This window comes from Hydrogenophaga sp. ZJX-1 (genome assembly GCF_048590325.1).
Lineage (GTDB): Bacteria > Pseudomonadota > Gammaproteobacteria > Burkholderiales > Burkholderiaceae_C > Hydrogenophaga.
Genome location: NZ_JBMBRA010000001.1, coordinates 928,687 through 949,958 on the forward strand (window position 1 = coordinate 928,687; position 21,272 = coordinate 949,958).

General features: G+C 63.6%; 19 protein-coding genes. 15 read left to right on the plus strand and 4 right to left on the minus strand.

The genetic code is table 11. From position 1 onward, the window contains the following. Positions 1-138: 138 nt before the first annotated feature. The 3 genes from xseA to ACN5W5_RS04560 all read left to right on the plus strand — a co-directional run bounded on the left by xseA (position 139) and on the right by ACN5W5_RS04560 (position 4,640). Positions 139-1,365 carry an exodeoxyribonuclease VII large subunit gene (xseA, locus tag ACN5W5_RS04550; protein ID WP_420047437.1) on the plus strand — a complete coding sequence of 409 codons (1,227 nt, stop codon included), beginning with the start codon at positions 139-141 and terminating at the stop codon, positions 1,363-1,365. 135 nt (positions 1,366-1,500) lie between these two features. Further along, a complete protein-coding gene (locus ACN5W5_RS04555) occupies positions 1,501-2,082 on the plus strand; it encodes a superoxide dismutase (RefSeq protein WP_177134370.1) in 582 nt (193 codons plus the stop codon). A gap of 320 nt (positions 2,083-2,402) precedes the next feature. Next, on the plus strand, positions 2,403-4,640 hold the full coding sequence (locus tag ACN5W5_RS04560) for an NADP-dependent isocitrate dehydrogenase (RefSeq protein WP_420047359.1): 2,238 nt from the start codon (positions 2,403-2,405) through the stop codon (positions 4,638-4,640). A gap of 116 nt (positions 4,641-4,756) precedes the next feature. Here the strand turns inward: ACN5W5_RS04560 and ACN5W5_RS04565 are convergent, their stop codons facing one another. Continuing rightward, positions 4,757-5,212 (minus strand): DUF192 domain-containing protein, encoded by a 456-nt coding sequence (locus ACN5W5_RS04565; protein WP_420047360.1) that lies wholly within the window; start codon positions 5,210-5,212, stop codon positions 4,757-4,759. Between the two features lie 203 nt (positions 5,213-5,415). On the opposite strand from ACN5W5_RS04565, the gene icd reads away from it, so the two are divergent. The 3 genes from icd (at position 5,416) to clpA (ending at position 9,713) form a co-directional block, all read left to right on the plus strand. Continuing rightward, on the plus strand, positions 5,416-6,669 hold the full coding sequence (gene icd, locus ACN5W5_RS04570) for an NADP-dependent isocitrate dehydrogenase (RefSeq protein WP_177134363.1): 1,254 nt from the start codon (positions 5,416-5,418) through the stop codon (positions 6,667-6,669). Positions 6,670-6,923: 254 nt separating this feature from the next. Beyond that, positions 6,924-7,280, plus strand: coding sequence for an ATP-dependent Clp protease adapter ClpS (gene clpS, locus ACN5W5_RS04575; protein WP_177134361.1), 357 nt, complete (start codon positions 6,924-6,926; stop codon positions 7,278-7,280). Between the two features lie 96 nt (positions 7,281-7,376). Then, positions 7,377-9,713, plus strand: a complete 2,337-nt coding sequence (gene clpA / locus ACN5W5_RS04580; protein WP_177134359.1) for an ATP-dependent Clp protease ATP-binding subunit ClpA — start codon at positions 7,377-7,379, stop codon at positions 9,711-9,713. A 72-nt stretch (positions 9,714-9,785) separates the two neighbouring features. On the opposite strand, the gene ACN5W5_RS04585 is transcribed toward clpA, so the two are convergent. The 3 genes from ACN5W5_RS04585 to ACN5W5_RS04595 are packed head-to-tail and all read right to left on the minus strand — an operon-like array spanning position 9,786 to position 12,700. Beyond that, positions 9,786-10,559: an SGNH/GDSL hydrolase family protein gene (locus ACN5W5_RS04585; protein ID WP_420047361.1), complete on the minus strand. Its 774-nt coding sequence runs from the start codon at positions 10,557-10,559 to the stop codon at positions 9,786-9,788. Positions 10,560-10,619: 60 nt separating this feature from the next. Beyond that, positions 10,620-11,144, minus strand: coding sequence for a DUF1499 domain-containing protein (locus ACN5W5_RS04590; RefSeq protein WP_420047362.1), 525 nt, complete (start codon positions 11,142-11,144; stop codon positions 10,620-10,622). An 11-nt stretch (positions 11,145-11,155) separates the two neighbouring features. Further along, complete coding sequence (locus ACN5W5_RS04595) at positions 11,156-12,700, minus strand: helicase HerA-like C-terminal domain-containing protein (RefSeq protein WP_420047363.1); 1,545 nt, start codon at positions 12,698-12,700, stop codon at positions 11,156-11,158. 98 nt (positions 12,701-12,798) lie between these two features. Between ACN5W5_RS04595 and ACN5W5_RS04600 the strand changes: the two genes are divergently transcribed. From ACN5W5_RS04600 to ACN5W5_RS04640, 9 genes are all read left to right on the plus strand, one after another. Beyond that, a complete protein-coding gene (locus ACN5W5_RS04600) occupies positions 12,799-13,524 on the plus strand; it encodes a YebC/PmpR family DNA-binding transcriptional regulator (protein ID WP_420047364.1) in 726 nt (241 codons plus the stop codon). Next, positions 13,521-14,798: a phosphoribosylamine--glycine ligase gene (gene purD, locus ACN5W5_RS04605; protein WP_420047365.1), complete on the plus strand. Its 1,278-nt coding sequence runs from the start codon at positions 13,521-13,523 to the stop codon at positions 14,796-14,798. Before ACN5W5_RS04600 ends, purD begins: the two co-directional genes overlap by 4 nt. Before the next feature lie 33 nt (positions 14,799-14,831). Next, the gene (gene hemF / locus ACN5W5_RS04610) at positions 14,832-15,746 is read left to right on the plus strand and encodes an oxygen-dependent coproporphyrinogen oxidase (protein WP_420047366.1); all 915 of its coding nucleotides are present in this window, start codon (positions 14,832-14,834) and stop codon (positions 15,744-15,746) included. Then, positions 15,743-16,420, plus strand: a complete 678-nt coding sequence (gene nadD / locus ACN5W5_RS04615; protein ID WP_420047367.1) for a nicotinate (nicotinamide) nucleotide adenylyltransferase — start codon at positions 15,743-15,745, stop codon at positions 16,418-16,420. The genes hemF and nadD overlap by 4 nt, the downstream gene beginning before the upstream one ends. Continuing rightward, the gene (gene rsfS, locus ACN5W5_RS04620; RefSeq protein WP_420047368.1) at positions 16,417-17,211 is read left to right on the plus strand and encodes a ribosome silencing factor; all 795 of its coding nucleotides are present in this window, start codon (positions 16,417-16,419) and stop codon (positions 17,209-17,211) included. The genes nadD and rsfS overlap by 4 nt, the downstream gene beginning before the upstream one ends. Continuing rightward, entirely contained in the window at positions 17,208-17,675 is a 468-nt protein-coding gene (gene rlmH / locus ACN5W5_RS04625) for a 23S rRNA (pseudouridine(1915)-N(3))-methyltransferase RlmH (RefSeq protein WP_420047369.1), read from the plus strand. Before rsfS ends, rlmH begins: the two co-directional genes overlap by 4 nt. Before the next feature lie 57 nt (positions 17,676-17,732). After that, positions 17,733-18,350 carry a Maf family protein gene (locus ACN5W5_RS04630; RefSeq protein ID WP_420047370.1) on the plus strand — a complete coding sequence of 206 codons (618 nt, stop codon included), beginning with the start codon at positions 17,733-17,735 and terminating at the stop codon, positions 18,348-18,350. 37 nt (positions 18,351-18,387) lie between these two features. Continuing rightward, a complete protein-coding gene (locus ACN5W5_RS04635) occupies positions 18,388-19,968 on the plus strand; it encodes an Rne/Rng family ribonuclease (protein ID WP_420047371.1) in 1,581 nt (526 codons plus the stop codon). A gap of 207 nt (positions 19,969-20,175) precedes the next feature. After that, positions 20,176-21,261 (plus strand): outer membrane beta-barrel protein, encoded by a 1,086-nt coding sequence (locus ACN5W5_RS04640; RefSeq protein WP_420047372.1) that lies wholly within the window; start codon positions 20,176-20,178, stop codon positions 21,259-21,261. The last annotated feature ends 11 nt before the right edge of the window (positions 21,262-21,272 follow it).

Sequence of the window (21,272 nt, forward strand, 5' to 3'; positions counted from 1 at the left end):
TGCGATGGGGCCTTTCTGGCTACATGCCCAGAAATTCTGCGGCTTGTGGACAGATTGGGTCTGGAGAGCCCTGTGTCTGAGCCATTTCTGGATGCCGAAGCCCCATCGGCGCGGCGTGTGTGGGCGGTTGGCCCGCTCATGCGCGCGATTGCTGACACCCTGGCCGCGCGTTTCAACCCGGTCACCGTCCGGGGCGAGATTTCGGGTTTTTCCCGCGCAGCCAGCGGGCATTGTTATTTTTCCCTCAAGGACGATACCGGCCAGGTGCGCTGCGCCCTGTTTCGGCGCTCGGCCGACCAGCTGGACTTTGTCCCGCGCGATGGCCAGGTGGTCGAAGCGCTGGGCAAGCTCGACGTCTATGGCCCCCGCGGTGATCTGCAGCTCATCGTCGACAGCCTCAAGCCGGCTGGCCAAGGGGCCTTGTTCGAACAGTTCCTGCGCCTGAAAGCCCGACTGGAAGGGGAAGGGCTGTTCGACCCGGCGCGCAAACGCCCGTTGCCTGCCCAGCCACGCAGCATTGGCGTGGTGACTTCGCTCGGCGCAGCCGCCTTGCGCGATGTAGTCACGGCGTTGCGCCGGCGGGTGCCCCATGTGCCGGTGGTGATCTACCCCGCGGCGGTGCAGGGCGCCCAGGCGCCGGCCGAGCTGTGTGCGGCCTTGCAGTCCGCCTACCGACGCCATTCGGCCACCGGTGAGAGCGAGGTGCTGCTGCTGGTGCGGGGTGGGGGCTCGCTGGAAGACCTGTGGTCGTTCAACGACGAGACGCTGGTGCGTACCGTGGCGCAATCGCCGATGCCGGTGGTTTGCGGGGTGGGTCACGAGACCGACTTCACTCTGGCCGATTTTGTGGCCGATCTGCGAGCGCCCACGCCCACGGCTGCCGCAGAGCTCTGCGCGCCTGCGCGCGAGGTGCGGCTGGGTGAGCTGGCCTATTTGAAGGAACGGCTGAGCGAGGCGGTTCTGGGCGGCATTGACCAGCGCGCGCAACGGCTGGACCGGCTGGGTCAGCGCCTGGGGCGGCCTTCCGTTCGTGTGCACGACAGCCGCCAGCAGCTCACCGGCCTGCAACACAGGCTCCGCGGCGCGCTGCTTCTGGCGGCCCAGCGCGCGGACAGCCGCCTGCAGGGCCTACAGAGCCTGATGCCCCAGGCGCTGCGGCGCGCGGTGGCGCAGCACGCCCAGCGCCTGCAGCGGTGCGAGAGCGCCCTGGGGCATCTGGACCCCCAGCTCGTGCTGGAGCGGGGTTACACCTACCTCACCGACACCCAGGGTCTCGCCATCACCCGGTGCAGCCAGACCCAGCCTGGCCAGTCGGTGCGGGCCCGCCTGGCCGATGGCGAGCTGGAACTCACGGTCAACCGCTGAGAAGATGAGGCGGTGGGCCAAGAAACCCTGAACGCACAAACAATAGCGTCCCTGCCTACAATGGCGCGGTTTCGGGCTGCCGGCGATCGCCTTCAGCCACCCGCCTTTCACAACGCCAACCGAACGAGGAACCCCATGGAACACACCCTGCCCGCATTGCCCTACGCGATCGACGCCCTGGCGCCGCACTACTCCCAGGAAACGCTGGAGTTCCACCACGGCAAGCACCACAACGCCTACGTGGTCAACCTGAACAACCTGCAAAAGGGCACCGAGTTCGAAGCGATGGACCTGGAGTCCATCATCAAGAAGTCCAGCGGTGGCATCTACAACAACTCGGCCCAGATCTGGAACCACACCTTCTTCTGGAACTGCATGAAGCCCAACGGCGGCGGCGAGCCGTCCGGCGCGCTGGCCGCAGCCATCAACGCCAAGTTCGGCAGCTACGCCGCCTTCAAGGAAGCCTTCGTCAAGAGCGCCGTGGGCAACTTCGGCTCGGGCTGGACCTGGCTGGTGAAGAAGGCCGACGGTTCGGTCGACATCGTCAATATGGGCGCTGCCGGCACCCCGCTGACCACGGGCGACAAAGCCCTGCTGACCGTCGACGTGTGGGAGCACGCCTACTACATCGACTACCGCAACATGCGTCCGAAGTTCGTCGAAACCTTCCTCGACAAGCTGGTGAACTGGTCGTTCGCCGAAGCCAACTTTGCCTGAGCGGTCTTCCTGATCGCCGCACAAGGGCTCGAAGGCCATGCCTTCGGGCCTTTTTTGTTGGTGCGTCCACGGTTTTGTGGCGCTTCACCCAGGCCGTTGAGTGCTTGGGGCCGATGGTTCCGAGCAAGAACAGTCGGAGGCAGGCTCGCAGACATAAAAAAGACAGAAATTTTGTCTGCAATTTTCATATTGCAAGATAGGAGTTCAAAAAATGGTGTCTGGGTCAGAGCGATGAAAGCAAAATCCCAGACTATCCGGCGGTTCTGCGGTTGGCACCAACCGATCAGCGGGATTCCTACAACGATCTACGGAGCAAATACATGAGCACCCAGCAGCCCACCATCATCTACACGCTGACCGACGAAGCCCCGCTGCTGGCGACCAGCGCCTTTTTGCCCATCATCCGCACCTTCACCGCACCCGCAGGCATCAACGTCGAATCCAGCGACATTTCGGTGGCTGCTCGCGTGCTGGCCACGTTTCCTGAATGCCTGACCGAAGCGCAGCGTGTGCCCGACACCCTGTCCGAACTGGGCAAGCTGACGCTGAAGCCCGAGGCCAACATCATCAAACTGCCCAACATCAGCGCCTCCGTCGGCCAGCTGGTCAGCGCGATCAAGGAACTGCAGTCCAAGGGCTATGCGCTGCCCGACTACCCCGAAACGCCGAAAACCGAGGAAGAGAAAGCCATCCGTGCCCGCTACGCCCGTTGCATCGGCAGCTCGGTGAACCCGGTGCTGCGCGAAGGCAACTCCGACCGCCGCGCGCCGCGCGCTGTGAAGGAATACGCGCGCAAGAACCCGCACAGCATGGCCGAGTGGAGCCAGGCCTCGCGTTCGCACGTCTCGCACATGCACCATGGCGACTTCTACCACGGTGAAAAGTCCATCACCCTGGACAAAGCCCGCGACGTCAAGATGGAACTGATCACCCAGAGTGGCCAGACGATCGTCCTGAAGCCCAAGGTGTCGCTGCTGGACCGCGAGGTCATCGACAGCATGTTCATGAGCAAGAAGGCCCTGGAGGCTTTCTACGAAAAAGAGATTGAAGACGCCCGCAAGACCGGCGTCATGTTCTCGCTGCACGTGAAGGCGACCATGATGAAGGTGTCGCATCCCATCGTGTTCGGCCACTGCGTGAAGATCTTTTACAAGGAAGCTTTCGAGAAGCACGCCAAGCTGTTTGAAGAGCTGGGCGTGAACGTCAACAACGGCATGGCCGATCTGTACGGCAAGATCGCCTCCCTGCCGCAGAGCAAGCAGGACGAGATCAAGCGCGACCTGCACGCCTGTCACGAACACCGCCCGGAGTTGGCGATGGTGGATTCGGCCAAGGGCATCACCAACTTCCATTCGCCCAACGACGTGATCGTGGATGCCTCCATGCCCGCCATGATCCGCAATGGCGGCAAGATGTGGGACGCCAACGGTCGCCTGAAGGACGTCAAGGCCGTGATGCCGGAATCGACCTTCGCCCGCATCTACCAGGAGATGATCAACTTCTGCAAATGGCACGGCGCTTTCGACCCCAAGACCATGGGCACGGTACCCAACGTCGGCCTGATGGCCCAGCAGGCCGAGGAATACGGCTCGCACGACAAGACCTTCGAGATCACCGAAGACGGTGTGGCCAACATCACCGATCTGGCCACCGGCGAAGTGCTGCTGTCGCAGAACGTGGAGAAGGGCGACATCTGGCGCATGTGCCAGGTCAAGGACGCCGCCATCCGCGACTGGGTCAAGCTGGCCGTGAACCGCGCCCGCAATTCGGGCATGCCGGTCGTGTTCTGGCTCGACCAGTACCGCCCGCACGAGGCCCAGCTGATCACCAAGGTCAAGATGTACCTGCACGAACACAACACCGCCGGTCTGGAGATCCAGATCATGAGCCAGGTGCGTGCGATGCGCTACACGCTGGAGCGCGTGATCCGTGGTCTGGACACCATCAGCGCCACCGGCAACATCCTGCGCGACTACCTGACCGACCTGTTCCCCATCATGGAACTGGGCACCTCGGCCAAGATGCTGTCCATCGTGCCGCTCATGGCCGGTGGCGGCATGTACGAAACCGGGGCTGGCGGTTCGGCGCCCAAGCACGTGCAGCAACTGGTGGAAGAAAACCACCTGCGCTGGGACTCGCTGGGTGAGTTCCTCGCGCTCGCCGTGTCGCTGGAAGACCTGGGGTTGAAGACCGGCAACAACGCGGCCAAGATCCTCGCAAAGACGCTGGATGCCGCCACCGGCAAGCTGCTGGAGAACAACAAGAACCCGTCGCCCAAGACGGGTCAGCTCGACAACCGCGGCAGCCAGTTCTACCTGGCCATGTACTGGGCCCAGGCCCTGGCTGCCCAGACCGACGATGCGGCCCTGGCTGCCCGTTTTGCGCCGCTGGCCCAGCAACTGGCCGACAACGAGCAAACCATCGTTGCCGAGCTGGCGGCGGTGCAGGGCAAACCGGTCGACATCGGGGGCTATTACCTGCCGGACTTCGAGAAGCTGGCGGCGGTGATGCGTCCCAGCCAGACGTTGAATGCGGTGCTGGCCGCTGCTCAAGGCTGAGCATCCATCTCGTCAGGCTTCGACACCCCGAAGCGATCCAGGCGGCGCGAGCTGTCCGGGTCGCTTTTTTCTTGCCTGGGTGACGGATCTGCAGGGGCCGGCAGATCGCCCGCGACCTACTTGCGTCCGTCGAACGGTGCGCCGCTCAGCCGGAAGCCGGCCTGGATGCCCCGCTTGGCAAACCAGCCCTGATGCATCTCCAGCACATAGCGCACCGGTCGTGTCGAGCAGTGTGAGTCCAGGCTTTGCGGCTTCATGTCGACCAGGTTGACGATGGTGCCGTCATCGGCCACGAAGGCGGCGGTCAAGGGCAGCAGGGTGTTTTTCATCCAGAAACACTGGCCCGCGGGTTGCTCGAAGACAAACAGCATGCCTTCACCGCCAGGCATGTCCTCGCGGAACATGAGCCCGATGGATCGCTGTTCCGGGGTGGCTGCCACCTGGGCCTGGATCAGGTGCATGCCAGCCGTGAGGGTGACGCGGGGCAGTTGGAGCTGGGGTGCATCACGGGACCACGCAGGCCCGGTCAACAGGGCCAGCAGGCAGGACAGGCAAACGAGCAATCGGTTCATGGGCAGTCGATGTGATCGGGTGAAAAACGCATTGTCCGTCAAGCGCCGCGCACAGGTCCGTGATCGGCGATTTCCCCGGGTCAGATCCGGCATCCGGGCCATTCGATCAGGACTAGAATTATTGAGGTCCACCCCGGCGCCATGCGCGGGAACACTGGATTCAGAAGCGTTCGACAATGCATCCCATACGGAGACCCGTTTCCATGTACCAGCACATCAAGGTTCCAGCCCAGGGTGAAAAAATCACCGTCAACGCCGACATGTCCCTGAACGTGCCGGATGAACCGATCATCCCTTACATCGAAGGCGATGGCACCGGTCTGGACATCACCCCCGTGATGCTCAAGGTGGTCGATGCAGCCGTGGCCAAGGCCTACGGCGGCAAGAAAAAGATTCACTGGATGGAGGTGTTTGCCGGTGAGAAGTCGACCCAGGTGTATGGCCCCGACGTCTGGCTGCCCGAAGAAACCCTGGCCGCGCTGCGCGAATACGTGGTCTCCATCAAGGGCCCGTTGACCACGCCAGTGGGGGGCGGCATCCGATCGCTGAACGTGGCGCTGCGCCAGGAACTCGACCTTTACGTCTGCCTGCGCCCGGTGCAGTACTTCAAGGGCGTGCCTTCGCCCGTGAAAGAGCCCGAGAAAACCAACATGGTCATCTTCCGCGAGAACTCGGAAGACATTTACGCCGGCATCGAATACGAGGCCGAGTCCGACAAGGCCAAGAAGCTCATCAAGTTCCTGATGGAAGAGATGGGCGTGACCAAGATCCGCTTCCCGAACACCTCGGGCATCGGCATCAAGCCCGTGTCGCGCGAAGGCACCGAGCGCCTGGTGCGCAAGGCCATCCAGTACGCGATCGACAACGACAAGCCCAGCGTGACCATCGTGCACAAGGGCAACATCATGAAGTACACCGAAGGCGGCTTCCGCGACTGGTCGTACGCGCTGGCGCAGAAGGAGTTTGGTGCCGAACTGATCGACGGCGGCCCGTGGTGCAAGTTCAAGAACCCCAGGACCGGCAAAGACATCGTCATCAAGGACAGCATTGCCGACGCCTTCCTGCAGCAGATCCTGCTGCGCCCGGCCGAGTACTCGGTGGTCGCGACGCTCAACCTCAACGGCGACTACATCTCCGACGCGCTGGCGGCCCAGGTGGGCGGCATCGGTATCGCCCCCGGCGCGAACCTGTCCGACTCCGTGGCCTGCTTTGAAGCCACGCACGGCACGGCGCCGAAGTACGCCGGCAAGGACTACGTGAACCCCGGTTCCGAAATCCTCTCGGCTGAAATGATGCTGCGCCACATGGGCTGGACCGAAGCCGCCGACCTGATCATCAGTTCGATCGAGAAGTCCATCGCCAGCAAGAAAGTCACCTACGACTTCGCCCGCCTGATGGACGGCGCCACCCAGGTGAGCTGCTCGGGCTTTGGCCAGGTCATGATCGACAATATGTAACGCGCCAATTCCGCTCAGCGCCGGTCAATGAAGCCGGTGCCGGGCAGAACCCTTGGAAAAACCGCCCGGAAGAAGCCTTCCTCGGCGGTTTTCTTTTGCGTCGAAACGACACAATGGGACATGCCGCGCCGCGTCTTTGCCCCTGCCAATGTCGCCCCTTCACCGACTGGGTGGGCAGCAACGCCGTGTTGTCATGGCAAATACATATCCCGAGCAGCACATAGGGACGCGTGCACCCCGCTAGAATGATTTTCATGGCTACCCAGAACCCCAAGAAACCCGAAACACCCGTCGCGCCTCCCAGTGTGGGCAACGACGATTCGGTGGTGCTTGAGCGGCGTGCGCAGCGCACCAAACCCCCCCAGATGTTCCAGGTGGTGCTGCTCAACGACGATTTCACCCCCATGGAGTTCGTTGTGCACGTCATTCAGGAGTATTTCAGCAAGGACCGTGAAACCGCGACCCAGATCATGCTCAAGATACACCTCGAAGGCAAAGGCATTTGCGGGATATACACGCGCGATGTGGCCAGCACCAAAGTCGACCAGGTGTCGCAGGCTGCCCGGAACGCGGGGCATCCGTTGCAGTGTTTGAGCGAGCCGATTGAATAAAGCCAGATCCGCCCCATTTGATGGCCATCCACCCGATACAACTTACGTACCCGGACCCCAGCGTTTCAAACCACCACCAGCCCAAAGGATGTGTCCATGATTGCCCAGGAACTTGAAGTCAGCTTGCACATGGCCTTCGTCGAGGCCCGGCAACAGCGACACGAATTCATCACGGTGGAGCACCTGTTGCTCGCCCTTCTCGACAACCCGAGCGCCGCCGAGGTGCTGCGCGCCTGCTCGGCCAACGTGGACGACCTGCGCAAGTCCCTGACGAATTTCATCAAGGACAACACGCCCCAGGTCGCCGGCACCGACGAGGTGGACACGCAGCCCACGCTGGGTTTCCAGCGGGTGATCCAGCGCGCCATCATGCACGTGCAGTCCACAGGCAACGGCAAGAAGGAAGTCACCGGCGCCAACGTGCTGGTGGCGATCTTTGGCGAAAAGGACTCCCACGCCGTGTACTACCTGCACCAGCAGGGTGTGACCCGGCTGGACGTGGTCAACTTCATCGCCCACGGCATCCGCAAGAGCGATCCACCCGAGGCGAGCAAGCCCGGCGAGAGCGCGGCCGAAAACGAAGAGGCGGGCGAAGCCAAGCAGAATGAAAAGGCGTCGCCGCTGGAGCAGTTCACCCAGAACCTGAATCAGCTCGCCAAAGACGGCAAGATCGATCCGCTGATCGGGCGCGACTACGAAGTCGAGCGCGTGATCCAGATCCTGTGCCGCCGCCGCAAGAACAACCCGCTGCTTGTCGGCGAAGCCGGCGTGGGCAAGACCGCCATCGCCGAGGGCTTGGCCTGGCGCATCACCCAGAACGACGTGCCGGAAATCCTGGCCGAAGCCCAGGTGTATTCGCTCGACATGGGCGCACTGCTGGCGGGTACCAAATACCGTGGCGACTTCGAGCAGCGTCTGAAAGGTGTTCTCAAGTCGCTCAAGGACAAGCCCAACGCCATCCTGTTCATCGACGAGATCCACACCCTGATCGGCGCCGGTGCGGCATCGGGCGGCACGCTGGACGCGTCCAACCTGCTGAAGCCCGCGCTGTCCAGTGGCCAGATGAAGTGCATCGGCGCGACCACCTTCACCGAGTACCGCGGCATCTTCGAAAAAGACGCCGCGCTCAGCCGCCGTTTCCAGAAGGTCGACGTAGTGGAGCCGACGGTGGAGCAGACCGTGGACATCCTCAAAGGGCTGAAGTCGCGCTTTGAAGAGCACCACAACGTCAAGTACGCCCTGGCGGCCCTGCAGGCTGCGGCCGAGCTCAGCGCCAAGTACATCAACGACCGCCACCTGCCCGACAAAGCCATCGACGTGATCGACGAGGCGGGTGCGGCGCAACGCATCCTGCCCGCGTCCAAGCGCAAGAAGACCATCAGCAAGACCGAGGTCGAAGAGATCGTGGCCAAGATCGCGCGCATCCCGCCCGCGAACGTGTCCAACGACGACCGTGGCAAGCTGCAGACCCTGGAGCGCGACCTCAAGAGCGTGGTGTTCGGTCAGGACAAAGCCCTCGAAGTGCTGGCCTCCAGCGTCAAGATGGCGCGTTCGGGCCTGGGCAAGAGCGACAAGCCGATCGGTGCTTTCCTGTTCAGCGGCCCCACCGGCGTTGGCAAGACCGAGGCGGCCAAGCAGCTGGCCTACATCATGGGCATCGACCTGATCCGCTTCGACATGTCGGAGTACATGGAGCGCCATGCCGTGAGCCGCCTGATCGGTGCGCCTCCCGGCTATGTGGGTTTTGACCAGGGTGGCCTGCTGACCGAAGCCATCACCAAGAAGCCCCATTGCGTGCTGTTGCTCGACGAAATCGAAAAGGCGCACCCGGACATCTTCAACGTGCTGCTGCAGGTCATGGACCACGGCACGCTGACCGACAACAACGGACGCAAGGCCGACTTCCGCAACGTCATCGTGATCATGACGACCAATGCGGGAGCCGAGACCATGAACAAGGCGAGCATCGGCTTCACCAACCCGCGCGAGGCGGGCGACGAAATGGCCGACATCAAGCGCCTGTTCACGCCCGAGTTCCGCAACCGGCTCGATGCCATGGTCGGCTTCAAGGCGCTGGACGAAAACGTCATCATGCGCGTGGTCGACAAGTTCCTGCTGCAGCTTGAAGGCCAGCTGACCGAGAAGAAGGTCGAGGTCACCTTCACCGACGCGCTGCGCAAGCACCTGGCGAAGAAGGGCTTTGATCCGCTGATGGGCGCGCGACCGATGCAGCGCCTGATTCAGGACACCATCCGCCGTGCGCTGGCCGACGAGTTGCTGTTTGGTCGTCTCACCGACGGAGGCCGCCTCACGGTGGACCTGGAGACCAAAACCGACGAAGCCGGCAAGGAGACCCAGGAAGTCAAGCTGGACATCCAGCCGTTGCCCAAGAAGGAAGGCAAGGCCAAGCCCGAGGAAGCCACGGCGGGTTGATGCCGGGAGCCCTGGCAGATGCAAGAAAAGAAGGCCCGGGCATCCGGGCCTTCTTTTTTGGTCATCGGCAGGTCAGCGCGTCCGCCAGGCCAGCACGGTGTCGGCCCATTGATTCCCGAGCTTGGCCTCGCCGGTGGCGTTCGGGTGAACGCCGTCGTAGTTGTCTGCCACCGAGTAACCCGCCGCCTGGTTCACCACGGCGATGGGCGAGAGCGCGGTGTTGCGCGACGCTGCCAGACCATCGATACCCCGGTTCAGGGCCGCTGTTCCCGCCGTGTCGGGGGCGGCGGGAATGATCTTGGCCAGCACGATGTGGGTGTCGGCCTTGCCCGCCCGGATGGCGTCGATCACGCTCCCCAGTTCCCCGATGATGCCGGCGGTGCTTTGGCCATCGAGCACGTCGTTGGTGCCCAGATGGAGGAGGACGACGTCGGGGCGGGCGCTGCCGACCTTGCCGGCCACCTGGGGCGCCAGCTCGTGGGCCCGGTAGTCCCAGTAGCCTTCATGGTCGGGATCGAAGTCCGGGTCGGGGGCGCTGGTTTGTGGGCTGTCGCGGTAGCCGCTGGAGACGCCGGAGCGGCTGCCCACCAGGTCCACTGAACAGCCCGCTGCGTTCAGGCGTTGCCAGAGCACCCGGCGGTAGCTGTTGTGCCCCGCCTCGGCATGGGTGATCGAATCGCCCAAGGGCATGATGCGCAACGGGCCACCTTCACGGCCACAGCTGGCGACTTTGAGCGCCGATGTGGCGTCACCCGGGCCGTCGTCAGAGTCGCCACCGCCGCAGGCGCTGAGCCCCGCGGTCAGCACCAGGAGGGCGGCACGGGAAGGGATCATTTTTCGAGGCATGGAACATCCAGAAAAAATGGTTGATCGGGTCGCCGATGGGGTATCGGCTTCGCAGGTGGTTCATTGGCGCAGATAGGCCGCGCGGATGTTCTCCATGCGCCGGCGGTTCAGTCCGGCGTCTTCGCGACCCAGGCGGCTGGCACTGCGCACCTCGATCACGCCCCGTGCCGGGTTGAACCAGAACTCGAGGTCGTCCACGAACCTGAGCCAGCGCGTCTGGGCCTGTGCGTAAAGGTAGTCCGGTCGCTGCTCGATGAGCGTGATGCCGGGCTGCGTCTGCAGCACGGTGGCCAGCGTGCGCAGCGAGGTCGTGGCGTCACCGTGCTTGAGGGGCAGGGGCGCTATGAGCGCGTGGACCTTTTGCGGGTGGTCCGGATACAGGTCGGCCTGGCTGGAGACACTGTTGCGCGTGAGGGACGGTGGTTTCAAGCGTCCCTGTGTCACCCCGAGATCGGAAGGCCGATGGCCACCGAGCCCGCCGAACCGGGCCCCGATCAGGACCAGAACGACCAGGGTGAGCAGGCCGTACAGCAGCGCTTTGAGCAGACCCACGCGGCGAGCCGAAAAGAATGCGGGAATGGGCAAGGGACGCAGGTTCAGCGCTTGCCGCCCAGCAAGCTCCCCAAGACCCCCCGCACGATTTGCCGCCCGATGCCACTGGCCACGCTTCGCGCAGCCGTCTTGGCCATGGTCTGCACCAGCCCATCGTATTGACCGCCTCGTGGGCCGGTGCGGCCGAACAGGGCTTCGTTGACCATGCCGCCGAAGCCACCGCGCTCGGCCTCGGCTTCTTTTTTGGCAGCGCCGGGAATGCGCGGTGTCTTCACGCCGCCAGCTTCAACAGGCGCGGCCTCGGCCGTGCGCGCGTCCACATGGGCCCGCAGGATCTCGTGGGCGCTTTCGCGGTCCACCGTTTTTTCGTACACCCCCGCGACCAGAGAGTCACGCAGCAGTTGCTGGCGCTGTGCGTCGGTGATCGGGCCGAGCTGGCTGCCGGGCGGCACCACATACACGCGCTCGGTCTCGCTCGGGCGGCCTTTGGCGTCAAGCAGGCTCACGAGCGCCTCGCCCACGGCGAGTTCGGTGATGGCGGCCTCGATGTCCAGACCGGCCTTGGGGCGCATGGTCTCAGCCGTTGCCCTCACGGCCTTCTGGTCGCGCGGGGTGAAGGCGCGCAGCGCGTGCTGGATGCGGTTGCCGAGCTGACCGAGCACGCTGTCAGGAATGTCCAGCGGGTTCTGCGTCACGAAATAGACGCCCACGCCCTTGGACCGCACGAGGCGCACCACCAGCTCGATGCGCTCGATCAGCACCTTCGGCGCTTCGTTGAACAGCAGGTGGGCTTCATCGAAGAAGAACACGAGCTTGGGCTTTTCCGGGTCGCCGATTTCGGGCAGTTGCTCAAACAGCTCGGACAGCATCCACAGCAGGAAGGTGGCGTAGAGTCGGGGCGAGTTCATCAGCTTGTCGGCCGCCAGGATGTTCACCACGCCCTTGCCGTCGACCGTCTGCATGAAGTCACTGATGTCGAGCATGGGCTCGCCAAAGAACTTGTCGCCACCTTGTTGTTCGACCTGCATCAGGCCACGCTGGATGGCGCCGACGCTGGCCGCGCTGATGTTGCCGTATTCGGTGGTGAACTGCTTCGCGTTGTCTCCGATGTGCTGCAGCATGGCCCGAAGGTCTTTCATGTCGAGCAGGAGCAGGCCGTTGTCGTCGGCGATCTTGAACACCAGGTTGAGCACGCCGGCCTGTGTGTCGTTCAGGTTCAGCATGCGCGCCAGCAGCAGCGGCCCCATGTCGCTCACCGTGGCGCGCACCGGGTGGCCCTGTTCGCCGAACACGTCCCACAGCGTGGTGGGACACGCCTGCGAGGCGGGCAGGGTGATGCCGCGGTCCTTCAGGACGGCGCTGATCTTTTCGCCGAAGCTGCCCATCTGGCTGATGCCGGTGAGATCGCCTTTGACGTCGGCCATGAAGACCGGCACGCCGATGTTGGAGAACTGTTCCGCCAGTGTTTGCAAGCTCACGGTCTTGCCGGTTCCCGTGGCGCCGGTGATCAGGCCGTGCCGGTTGGCCAGCCCGGGCAACAGCTGGCAGGTGGTGTTTGCGTTCTGGGCAATCAGCATCGGTTCGGCCATGGCGGCGTCCTTCCTGTGGGCAGGGGAATGGGAGAAGTGGGTAAAAGTAAAATCGCTGGTTATTAGACCAAATCCTGGTCAGAAAGAAGGACTCACTCGTGGCTGGACACAGCAAATGGGCCAATATTCAACACCGCAAAGGCCGTCAAGACGAAAAGCGGGGCAAGATCTGGACACGCGTCATCCGTGAGATCACCGTGGCCGCGCGCACGGGTGGTGGCGATCCGGCGATGAACCCACGTTTGCGCCTGGCGATCGACAAGGCCAAAGCCGCGAACATGCCGGCGGACCGCATCAAGTACAACGTGGACAAAGCCTCGGGCAACCTCGAAGGTCAGGCGTTGGAAGAGATCCGTTACGAGGGCTACGGCATCGGCGGCGCGGCCATCATCGTGGACACCATGACCGACAACAAGGTGCGCACCGTGGCCGAGGTGCGCCACGCGTTCAGCAAATTCGGCGGCAACCTGGGGACCGACGGCTCGGTGGCGTTCCAGTTCAAACACTGTGGCCAGATCATCTTCGCGCCCGGCACCTCGGAGGACAAGGTCATGGAAGTGGCCCTGGAAGCCGGTGCCGAGGACGTGATCACCGATGACGACGGCGCCATCGAGGTGCTGACCGCTTACACGGACTTCGAAGCGGTGAAGAACGCGCTGGAAGCGGCCGGACTGAAGCCCGAAGTGGCCGAAGTGACGATGCGTGCCGAGAACAGCATTCCCCTCACGGGGGAAGACGCTGCGCGCATGCAAAAGCTGCTCGATGTCCTGGAAGACCTGGACGATGTGCAGGAAGTCTTCCACAACGCTGAGATCAACGAATGAAAGTCCTGGTGATTGGCGGCGGAGGCCGCGAACACGCGCTGGCGTGGAAGCTCAAGCAGTCCGAGGGTGTGGAGCAGGTGTTCGTGGCGCCCGGCAACGCCGGCACAGCGCGTGATGCGCAGTTGACCAACCTGCCCATCACCGACAAGGTGGCCCTGCGCGAATGGGTGCAGGCCAACGGCATTGGTCTGACGGTGGTCGGCCCCGAGGCGCCGCTGGCTGCGGGTGTGGTTGACGAGTTCCGGGCCCATGGCCTGGCCATCTTCGGCCCGACGCAGAAGGCGGCGCAGCTGGAAAGCTCGAAGGCGTTCAGCAAGGCCTTCATGCAGCGCCATGGCATCCCCACGGCCGAGTACCAGACCTTCACCGATCCGGTTCTGGCGCACGCCTACGTGGACGCCAGGGGCGCGCCCATCGTGGTGAAAGCCGACGGGCTGGCCGCCGGCAAGGGCGTGGTCGTGGCCATGAGCCTGTCCGAGGCGCACGAAGCGATCGACTTCATGCTGCTGGAAAACACCCTGGGCGTGGCGCACAACGAGGGCGGTGCCCGTGTCGTCATTGAGGAATTCCTCGAAGGCGAAGAAGCCAGTTTCATCGTGCTGTGCGACGGCGTGAACGCGCTCCCGCTCGCCACCAGCCAGGACCACAAGCGGCTGCTCGACGCCGACCAGGGCCCGAACACCGGTGGCATGGGCGCGTATTCGCCGGCGCCGGTGGTCACGCCCGCGGTGCACCAGCGCGCGATGGACGAGGTGATCCTGCCCACGCTGCGCGGCATGGCCGCCGACGGCATCCCCTACACGGGCTTCCTCTACGCTGGCCTGATGATCACGCCCGACGGCCGCGTGAAGACGCTGGAATTCAACTGCCGCATGGGCGACCCGGAAACGCAGCCCATCATGATGCGGCTCAAGAGCAACCTGGCGCAGGTGCTGCTGTTGGCCACCCGTGCTGAACTGGATCAGGTGACGCTGGACTGGGACCAGCGCGTGGCGCTGGGCGTGGTGCTGGCCGCGGCGGGCTATCCGCTCACCCCCCGGAAGGGCGATGCCATCACCGGACTGCCTGCCGACGCGGCCGATGCCATGGTGTTCCACGCGGGCACCACCAGCGGACCGGGGGGCTCGGTCGAGGTTTCGGGTGGTCGGGTGCTGTGTGTCACAGCGCTGGCCGACAACGTGGCCGCTGCACAGAAGAAGGCCTATAGCGTGGTGGACGGCATCCGGTTCGACGGCATGCAGTGCCGCCGTGACATCGGCTTCAGGGCCGTCTGAGGCCTGCGGGTCCTCAGACTTCAAAAAGACATCATGAGCCAACAGACGCAGCGCGTGCGCGACTACCTGACGGGTCTGCAAGACCGCATCACCTCGACCGTGGCCATGGTCGATGGTGGCCGCTTTGTGATCGATCACTGGAAGAAACCCGCCGGCGAATCCCTGCAGGGGCAGGGCATCACCCAGATACTGGAAGGGGGCGCCGTGTTCGAGCGCGCTGGCTGCGGTTTCTCGCACGTGACCGGCCCGCGCCTGCCGCCCTCGGCCACGCAGCACCGGCCCGAGCTCTCCGGGGCACCGTTCGAAGCCTTGGGCGTTTCACTCGTGTTCCACCCGCGCAACCCCTATGTGCCCACGGTGCACATGAACGTGCGCATGATCGCTGCCATGCCCAAGGATGGACAGCCGGTGTGCTGGTTTGGCGGCGGCATGGACCTCACGCCTTATTACGGTTTTGAAGAAGATGCGGTGCATTTCCACACCACCTGCAAAACCGCTCTCGATCCCTTCGGTGTCGACAAGTACCCCCGGTTCAAGCGGTGGTGTGACGAGTATTTCTACCTCAAGCACCGCGGCGAACAGCGTGGTGTGGGCGGGGTTTTCTTCGACGATTTTTCCGAGTTCGGCTTTGATGGCTGCTTCGCCATGCTGCGCTCGGTGGGCGACGCGTTTCTGGACGCTTACCTGCCCATCGTGGCGCGCCGCCAGGACACGCCCTACGGCGAACGGGAGCGCGATTTCCAGCTCTACCGCCGCGGCCGGTATGTGGAGTTCAATCTGGTCTGGGACCGCGGCACGCACTTTGGTCTGCAGTCGGGCGGGCGCAGCGAGTCGATCCTGCTGTCCATGCCGCCGCTGGTGAGCTGGTCCTACCAGCGCCAGGAACCGAAAGGTTCGCCAGAGGCGCGCCTGAACACCGACTTCCTGGTGCGCAAGGACTGGATTTGACAGGCGATTCCAGCAACGAGGCGAAACCGGATCGGTCTCCAGCTGCATCCCTGCGCGTGGGCATGTTCGGCGGCGCGTTTGACCCGCCGCACCGGGCGCACCGCACGCTGGCGGAAACGGCATTGAGCCAGCTGGATCTCGACCTGCTGCACATCCTCCCGACCGGTCAGGCCTGGCACAAGTCGCGTTCGTTGACGTCGGCCGAGCACCGCCTGGCGATGTGTGAGCTGGCCTTCGGCGATTTGCCCCGCACCCGCATTGACCGCCGCGAAATCCAGCGCGACGGCCCGAGCTACACCGCCGATACCCTTCGCGAACTGTCGGTTGAATATCCCGGGGCTGAACTGTTTCTGGTGCTGGGCGCTGACCAGTTGCTGGCTTTCAAGCGTTGGGTTCGGTGGTCCGAAGTGCTGGATCTGGCCACCCTGGCCGTTGCGAACCGTGCCGCAGAGACCGGTGCCGATGCCTTGCTCGAGCATGCGCTTGAGGCGGACCTTTCCTCTGTGGACCTGCCTTTCCGGCGCCTTGAAATGCCACTCCAGAACATCAGTGCCACCGCCGTGCGTGCCCACGTGGGCCAGCCCGTGGACCGCAGCAACTCGCTGTCGGTTCTGGTGCCCGAAGCCGTCGCAAGCTATATTTCACTCCATCACCTTTATCAAGAGCCTTCATGACCAGCGAAATCACAGCCAAAAAAGACATCCAGAAACTCCAACGTGCCATTGTGGAGGGGCTTGAGGACGTCAAGGGCCAGGACATCGTGGTCTTCAACACGGAACACCTCTCGCCACTGTTCGAGCGGGTGATCATCGCCAGCGGCACCTCCAACCGCCAGACCAAAGCGCTGGCATCCAGCGTGCGCGATGCCGTGCGTGAAGCAGGCTTCGACAAGCCACGCATCGAAGGCGAAGAAAACGGCGAATGGATCATCGTGGACTGTGGCGCGGCCGTGGCTCATGTGATGCAGCCGGTCATCCGGCAGTACTACCGCCTGGAAGAAATCTGGGGTGCCAAGCCGGTGCGCTTGAAGCACGGCGCCGAAAAGGTCGCGGAAGCCAAGCCTGTGGCCAAAACCGCGGCCAAGAAGGCCACGAGCAAGACCACCAAGAAGGGCGAGCAGAAGGACGTGAAACCGATCGACGCGAAGTCGGTGGCCCGCAAGGCGGCGAAGGCGGTTTCCGCTGCGGCTGCTGCTGCGCCAGCCAAAACCGCCGCCAAACCCGGCACACAGGCTGGTGTCAAAGCGGTGGCCAAGACCGCGGCCAAAACAGCCGCAAAGACCGCTGTCAAGAAGACTGCGCCCCCAGCCGCCCGCAAGACCGCGGCCAAGGCATCACCCGCCAAGGCGCCGTTGAAGACCGTGGTGGTCAAGCCCAAGACAGCCAGAACCGCAGCCAAGAGTGCGACCAAGCCGGCGGCCAAGCGCGCCCCAGTGGCCCACGTGGCACCCAAGAAAAAGGCATGAAGCTGCTGATCGTCGCGGTCGGGCAGCGCATGCCCGACTGGGCTCAGACCGCCTACGACGATTACGCCAAGCGCTTCCCGCCCGAGTTGCGGGTGGAGATCAAGACCGTCAAGACCGAGCCTCGCGGGTCCAAGAGCCTGGAAACGCTGCTGGCTGCCGAACGCGAGCGCATCCAGGCGGCCTTGCCGCGTGGTTGCCGTGTGGTGGTGCTGGACGAGCGTGGCACCACGTTCACGACCAAAGCCCTGGCCCAACAGGTGCAGCAATGGCAGCTGGAAGGCGACGACGTGGCCTTGGTCATTGGCGGGCCCGACGGTCTGGAGCCAGCGTTTCGAGCCGCGGCGCACCAGCGCATCCGTCTGTCGGATCTGACCTTGCCCCACGCGATGGTGCGGGTGCTGCTGATCGAGCAGCTGTACCGGGCATGGTCGGTCAACGCCAACCACCCATACCACCGAGAGTGATCGACGGCATCTGGTCGGGGCGGCCCGGCGGTGGAGCGACTTTATTTATTGATCCATATGTCCGAATTCATTTACCTCGCCTCCCAGAGCCCGCGCCGTCTGCAGTTGCTGGAGCAATGGGGTGTGCGCTGTGAACTGCTGCTGCCCGATGCCGACGAAGACGTCGAGGCGCTTGAAGCGATGTTGCCTGGCGAAGCGCCGGCCAGCTACGTGCAACGGGTGACCGGGCTCAAGCTCCAGGCCTCGCTCACCCGGCTCAAGCGCCGGGGCTTGCCGCCCGCGCCCGTGCTGTGTGCCGACACCACCGTGGCGCTGGGTCGGCGCATCCTGGGCAAGCCGGGTGATGCTGACGAGGCATGCCGCATGCTCGCCGATCTGGCGGGGCGTCGTCATCGGGTGCTGACCGCCGTGGCGGTGGGCAAACCGGCGGGACGTGGTCTCCGTCAATGGGCCTCGCTGTCCACCTCGTGGGTCAGTTTTGCACCCCTGACGGCGGCGCAGATCCGCCGCTACGTCGACAGCGGTGAACCCATGGGCAAGGCCGGCGCCTACGCGATCCAGGGCCACGCGGCGCTGTGGACCAGCCACATCAGTGGCAGTTATTCGGGCATCATGGGCCTGCCCGCACACGAGACGGCGCAGGTGCTCGGTGCGGCCGGGGTGCGACTGCTTTGACCCCGCGAACTTCCAGAATTCGAGACAAACGATCCCCATGAGCCAGGACATCTTGATCAATTGGGCGCCCCAGGAGACCCGGGTGGCGGTGGTGGAGCAGGGCTCGGTGCAGGAAGTGCACCTGGAACGCACGCTGGAGCGTGGCCTGGTGGGCAATATCTACCTGGGCAAGATCTCTCGCGTGCTGCCGGGCATGCAGTCGGCCTTCATCGACATTGGCCTGGACCGGGCGGCCTTTTTGCATGTGGCCGACCTGATGCCCAACATCGCCGCCAAGCACGCGGCGCCCCGCGACCGCAACCAGGCGCCAGTGCCTGTGGAAGGAGGGGGAGACAACGTCCGTGCCGAAGGCGGCGCCCATGGCGAAAACGGATCCAGCACCAGGGTGCTCACACCCAACCCCGTGTTGCCCATCGAGCGGCAGATCTTTGAGGGCCAGGCGCTCATGGTGCAGGTGCTCAAGGACCCGATCGGTACCAAGGGTGCTCGCCTCACGGCACAGATCAGCATTGCCGGGCGGTTGCTCGTGTTTCTGCCCCAGGACAATCACATCGGTGTGTCGCAAAAAATTCCACCGACCCAGCGCGAGGCCCTGCGCCAGCGTGTGTTGGGCCTGGCCGTGCCGCAGGATGGCAGCGCCACCGGGGGCTTCATCCTCCGCACCAACGCCGAAGACGCAAGCGACGAGGAGCTGAGGGAGGACATTGGCTACCTGCGCAAGACCTGGCAGCGCATCAAGGAAGCCGCCACACGCCAGCCGGCGGCCACGCTGCTGCACGAAGACCTGAATCTGATGCAGCGCGTCTTGCGTGATCTGGTGAGTGCGCAGACGCAGTCCATCCGCATTGATTCGCGCGAGCAGTTTGGGTTGCTGCAGACTTTCGCCGCCGAGTTCATGCCGGACACCGCAGCGAAGCTTCAGCTTTACACCGGCGAGCGCCCGATTTTTGACCTGTTCAACATCGACGAAGACATCGCAAGGGCACTGAGCCGTCGGGTCGACTTGAAGTCGGGCGGTTATCTGGTGATCGACCAGACCGAAGCGCTGACCACCGTGGACGTGAACACGGGTGGCTTCGTGGGCGCGCGCAACTTTGACGACACCGTGTTCCGCACCAACCTGGAAGCCGCGCAGACGATCGCACGCCAACTTCGGCTGCGCAATCTGGGGGGCATTGTCATCGTCGACTTCATCGACATGGTGCGCGAAGACCACCGGGACGCGGTGTTGACCGAGTTTCGCAAGCAACTCGCGCGCGATCGGGTGAAAACCATGACGGGCGGTTTCTCCCAGCTCGGGCTGGTGGAGATGACGCGCAAGCGCACACGCGAATCGCTGGCGCACATGCTGAGTGAAGTGTGCCCGGCGTGCAGCGGGAAGGGCGTTGTGAAGACCGCGCGGAGTGTCTGCTACGACATCTTGCGTGAGATCCTGCGCGAGGCCAGAGCCTTCAATCCGCGCGAGTTCCGTGTGGTGGCGTCGGCCAAGGTGGTCGAGCTTTTCCTGGATGAAGAAAGCCAGCACCTTGCGGGACTGTCCGACTTCATCGGCAAGCCCATCTCTCTTCAGAGCGAGAACTCGATGACGCAGGAACAGTACGACATCGTGTTGCTTTAGCGGCCTTCGTCGAACGGGTGGAACACCCGCAAAACAAGCTTTTCATCCCACTGTCTGTGCGATGGCGCACATCGTTGTGTTTTAGCTTTTGTTACCGTAATGGCGTCTGAAGCCGTGATAATTCGCTTGTGACAAGAGATGGGTGCATTTTCATCAAACATGTTTCATTTCGTTAGTATTTTTTATCTTTTTTTGTCTGGAGAAATCATGAAACTCACACCATTGAATTCGGTGCTGCTGGCCGGCGGTTTGCTGGCAGCCTCGATCGGCCATGCCGGTATGGTCAATGACGGTCACGGGAATGTGGGATACGACACGGCCGCAGAATGCGACGCCGCAGTGCAGGCGGGCCAGGCCCGTTTCTACGAACCATCGACCACCATGCCCACCCTGCGCCGCAAGGGTGAGGCGACAGTTCGCACCGCGCGCCTGTCCGACCTCGGGCCGCAGTACAAGCTGGGTGCTTGTGACGTGGGTGTGAGTCGCAAGGACGGCCGCAACGGTGTGGCCAAGGCGCTGGTTGGCAAGTACGTGCCCTACAGCCCCGACATGCCCATCAACCTCTATGCCGACAAGTCGGGCATGCCCGTGCGAGCCAGCATGGCCAAGTGCGACAACCGCTTCTCGGACGCGATGCCGCGCGCCGTGCCGCTGCCGGTGGTTGCTCCTGCGCCCGCTCCGGTCGCCGTGGTTCCCGCTCCAGCGCCTGCGCCCGCACCAGCGCCGGTTGCAGCGGCCCCTGTTGCCGCACCCATGGTGGCTCCTGCACCACCGGCTCCCGGTATGACACCCTACGTGTTCGGCACTCTGGGTGTCGTCAACGACAGCGTGGTGCACCGTGGTCAGAATGGCAGCATCCTCGTTGGCGACAGCGATCGTCAAATCGGTCTGCAAATGGGTGCCGGTCTGCAATTCAACAGCATTCTGGGCGCAGAACTCTTTTATCAAACCGGCAAGAGCCATGAGTACACCGCGCTGAATGGCGTGGACTTGTCCGCGAAGGCCAAGGTGTTTGGCGCGCGCATGACGGCTGGCAGCAACGTGACCGAAAAACTGAGGTTGTTTGGCAAGCTGGGTGTGGCCAGTGTGAAGCACACCAGTGGCCAGTTTGCGGATCTGCCGAGCCATTCCAGCTCGCAGACCCGACCGACTGTGGGTGTTGGCTTCACCTACGCGCTGACCGAGAAGTTGATGGTGCGTGGCGACGCAGACCACTTCCCGCTTCGCGGATCCAACAACCCACGCTGGGGTAACGTCGACTACTTCGGTCTGGGCCTGCAGTACAACTTCTGAAGTTGATGGCA

Excerpts from the sequence above, each read along its gene's own strand:
- ACN5W5_RS04585 (WP_420047361.1), bottom strand. The coding sequence starts at position 10,559 with ATGCCTCGAAAAATGATCCCTTCCCGTGCCGCCCTCCTGGTGCTGACC.
- ACN5W5_RS04640 (WP_420047372.1), top strand. The coding sequence starts at position 20,176 with ATGAAACTCACACCATTGAATTCGGTGCTGCTGGCCGGCGGTTTGCTG.
- icd (WP_177134363.1), top strand. The coding sequence starts at position 5,416 with ATGTACCAGCACATCAAGGTTCCAGCCCAGGGTGAAAAAATCACCGTC.
- rlmH (WP_420047369.1), top strand. The coding sequence starts at position 17,208 with ATGAAGCTGCTGATCGTCGCGGTCGGGCAGCGCATGCCCGACTGGGCT.
- ACN5W5_RS04595 (WP_420047363.1), bottom strand. The coding sequence starts at position 12,700 with ATGGCCGAACCGATGCTGATTGCCCAGAACGCAAACACCACCTGCCAG.
- ACN5W5_RS04635 (WP_420047371.1), top strand. The coding sequence starts at position 18,388 with ATGAGCCAGGACATCTTGATCAATTGGGCGCCCCAGGAGACCCGGGTG.
- hemF (WP_420047366.1), top strand. The coding sequence starts at position 14,832 with ATGAGCCAACAGACGCAGCGCGTGCGCGACTACCTGACGGGTCTGCAA.
- ACN5W5_RS04560 (WP_420047359.1), top strand. The coding sequence starts at position 2,403 with ATGAGCACCCAGCAGCCCACCATCATCTACACGCTGACCGACGAAGCC.
- xseA (WP_420047437.1), top strand. The coding sequence starts at position 139 with ATGCGCGCGATTGCTGACACCCTGGCCGCGCGTTTCAACCCGGTCACC.
- clpA (WP_177134359.1), top strand. The coding sequence starts at position 7,377 with ATGATTGCCCAGGAACTTGAAGTCAGCTTGCACATGGCCTTCGTCGAG.
- clpS (WP_177134361.1), top strand. The coding sequence starts at position 6,924 with ATGGCTACCCAGAACCCCAAGAAACCCGAAACACCCGTCGCGCCTCCC.
- ACN5W5_RS04565 (WP_420047360.1), bottom strand. The coding sequence starts at position 5,212 with ATGAACCGATTGCTCGTTTGCCTGTCCTGCCTGCTGGCCCTGTTGACC.
- ACN5W5_RS04555 (WP_177134370.1), top strand. The coding sequence starts at position 1,501 with ATGGAACACACCCTGCCCGCATTGCCCTACGCGATCGACGCCCTGGCG.
- rsfS (WP_420047368.1), top strand. The coding sequence starts at position 16,417 with ATGACCAGCGAAATCACAGCCAAAAAAGACATCCAGAAACTCCAACGT.
- purD (WP_420047365.1), top strand. The coding sequence starts at position 13,521 with ATGAAAGTCCTGGTGATTGGCGGCGGAGGCCGCGAACACGCGCTGGCG.
- ACN5W5_RS04630 (WP_420047370.1), top strand. The coding sequence starts at position 17,733 with ATGTCCGAATTCATTTACCTCGCCTCCCAGAGCCCGCGCCGTCTGCAG.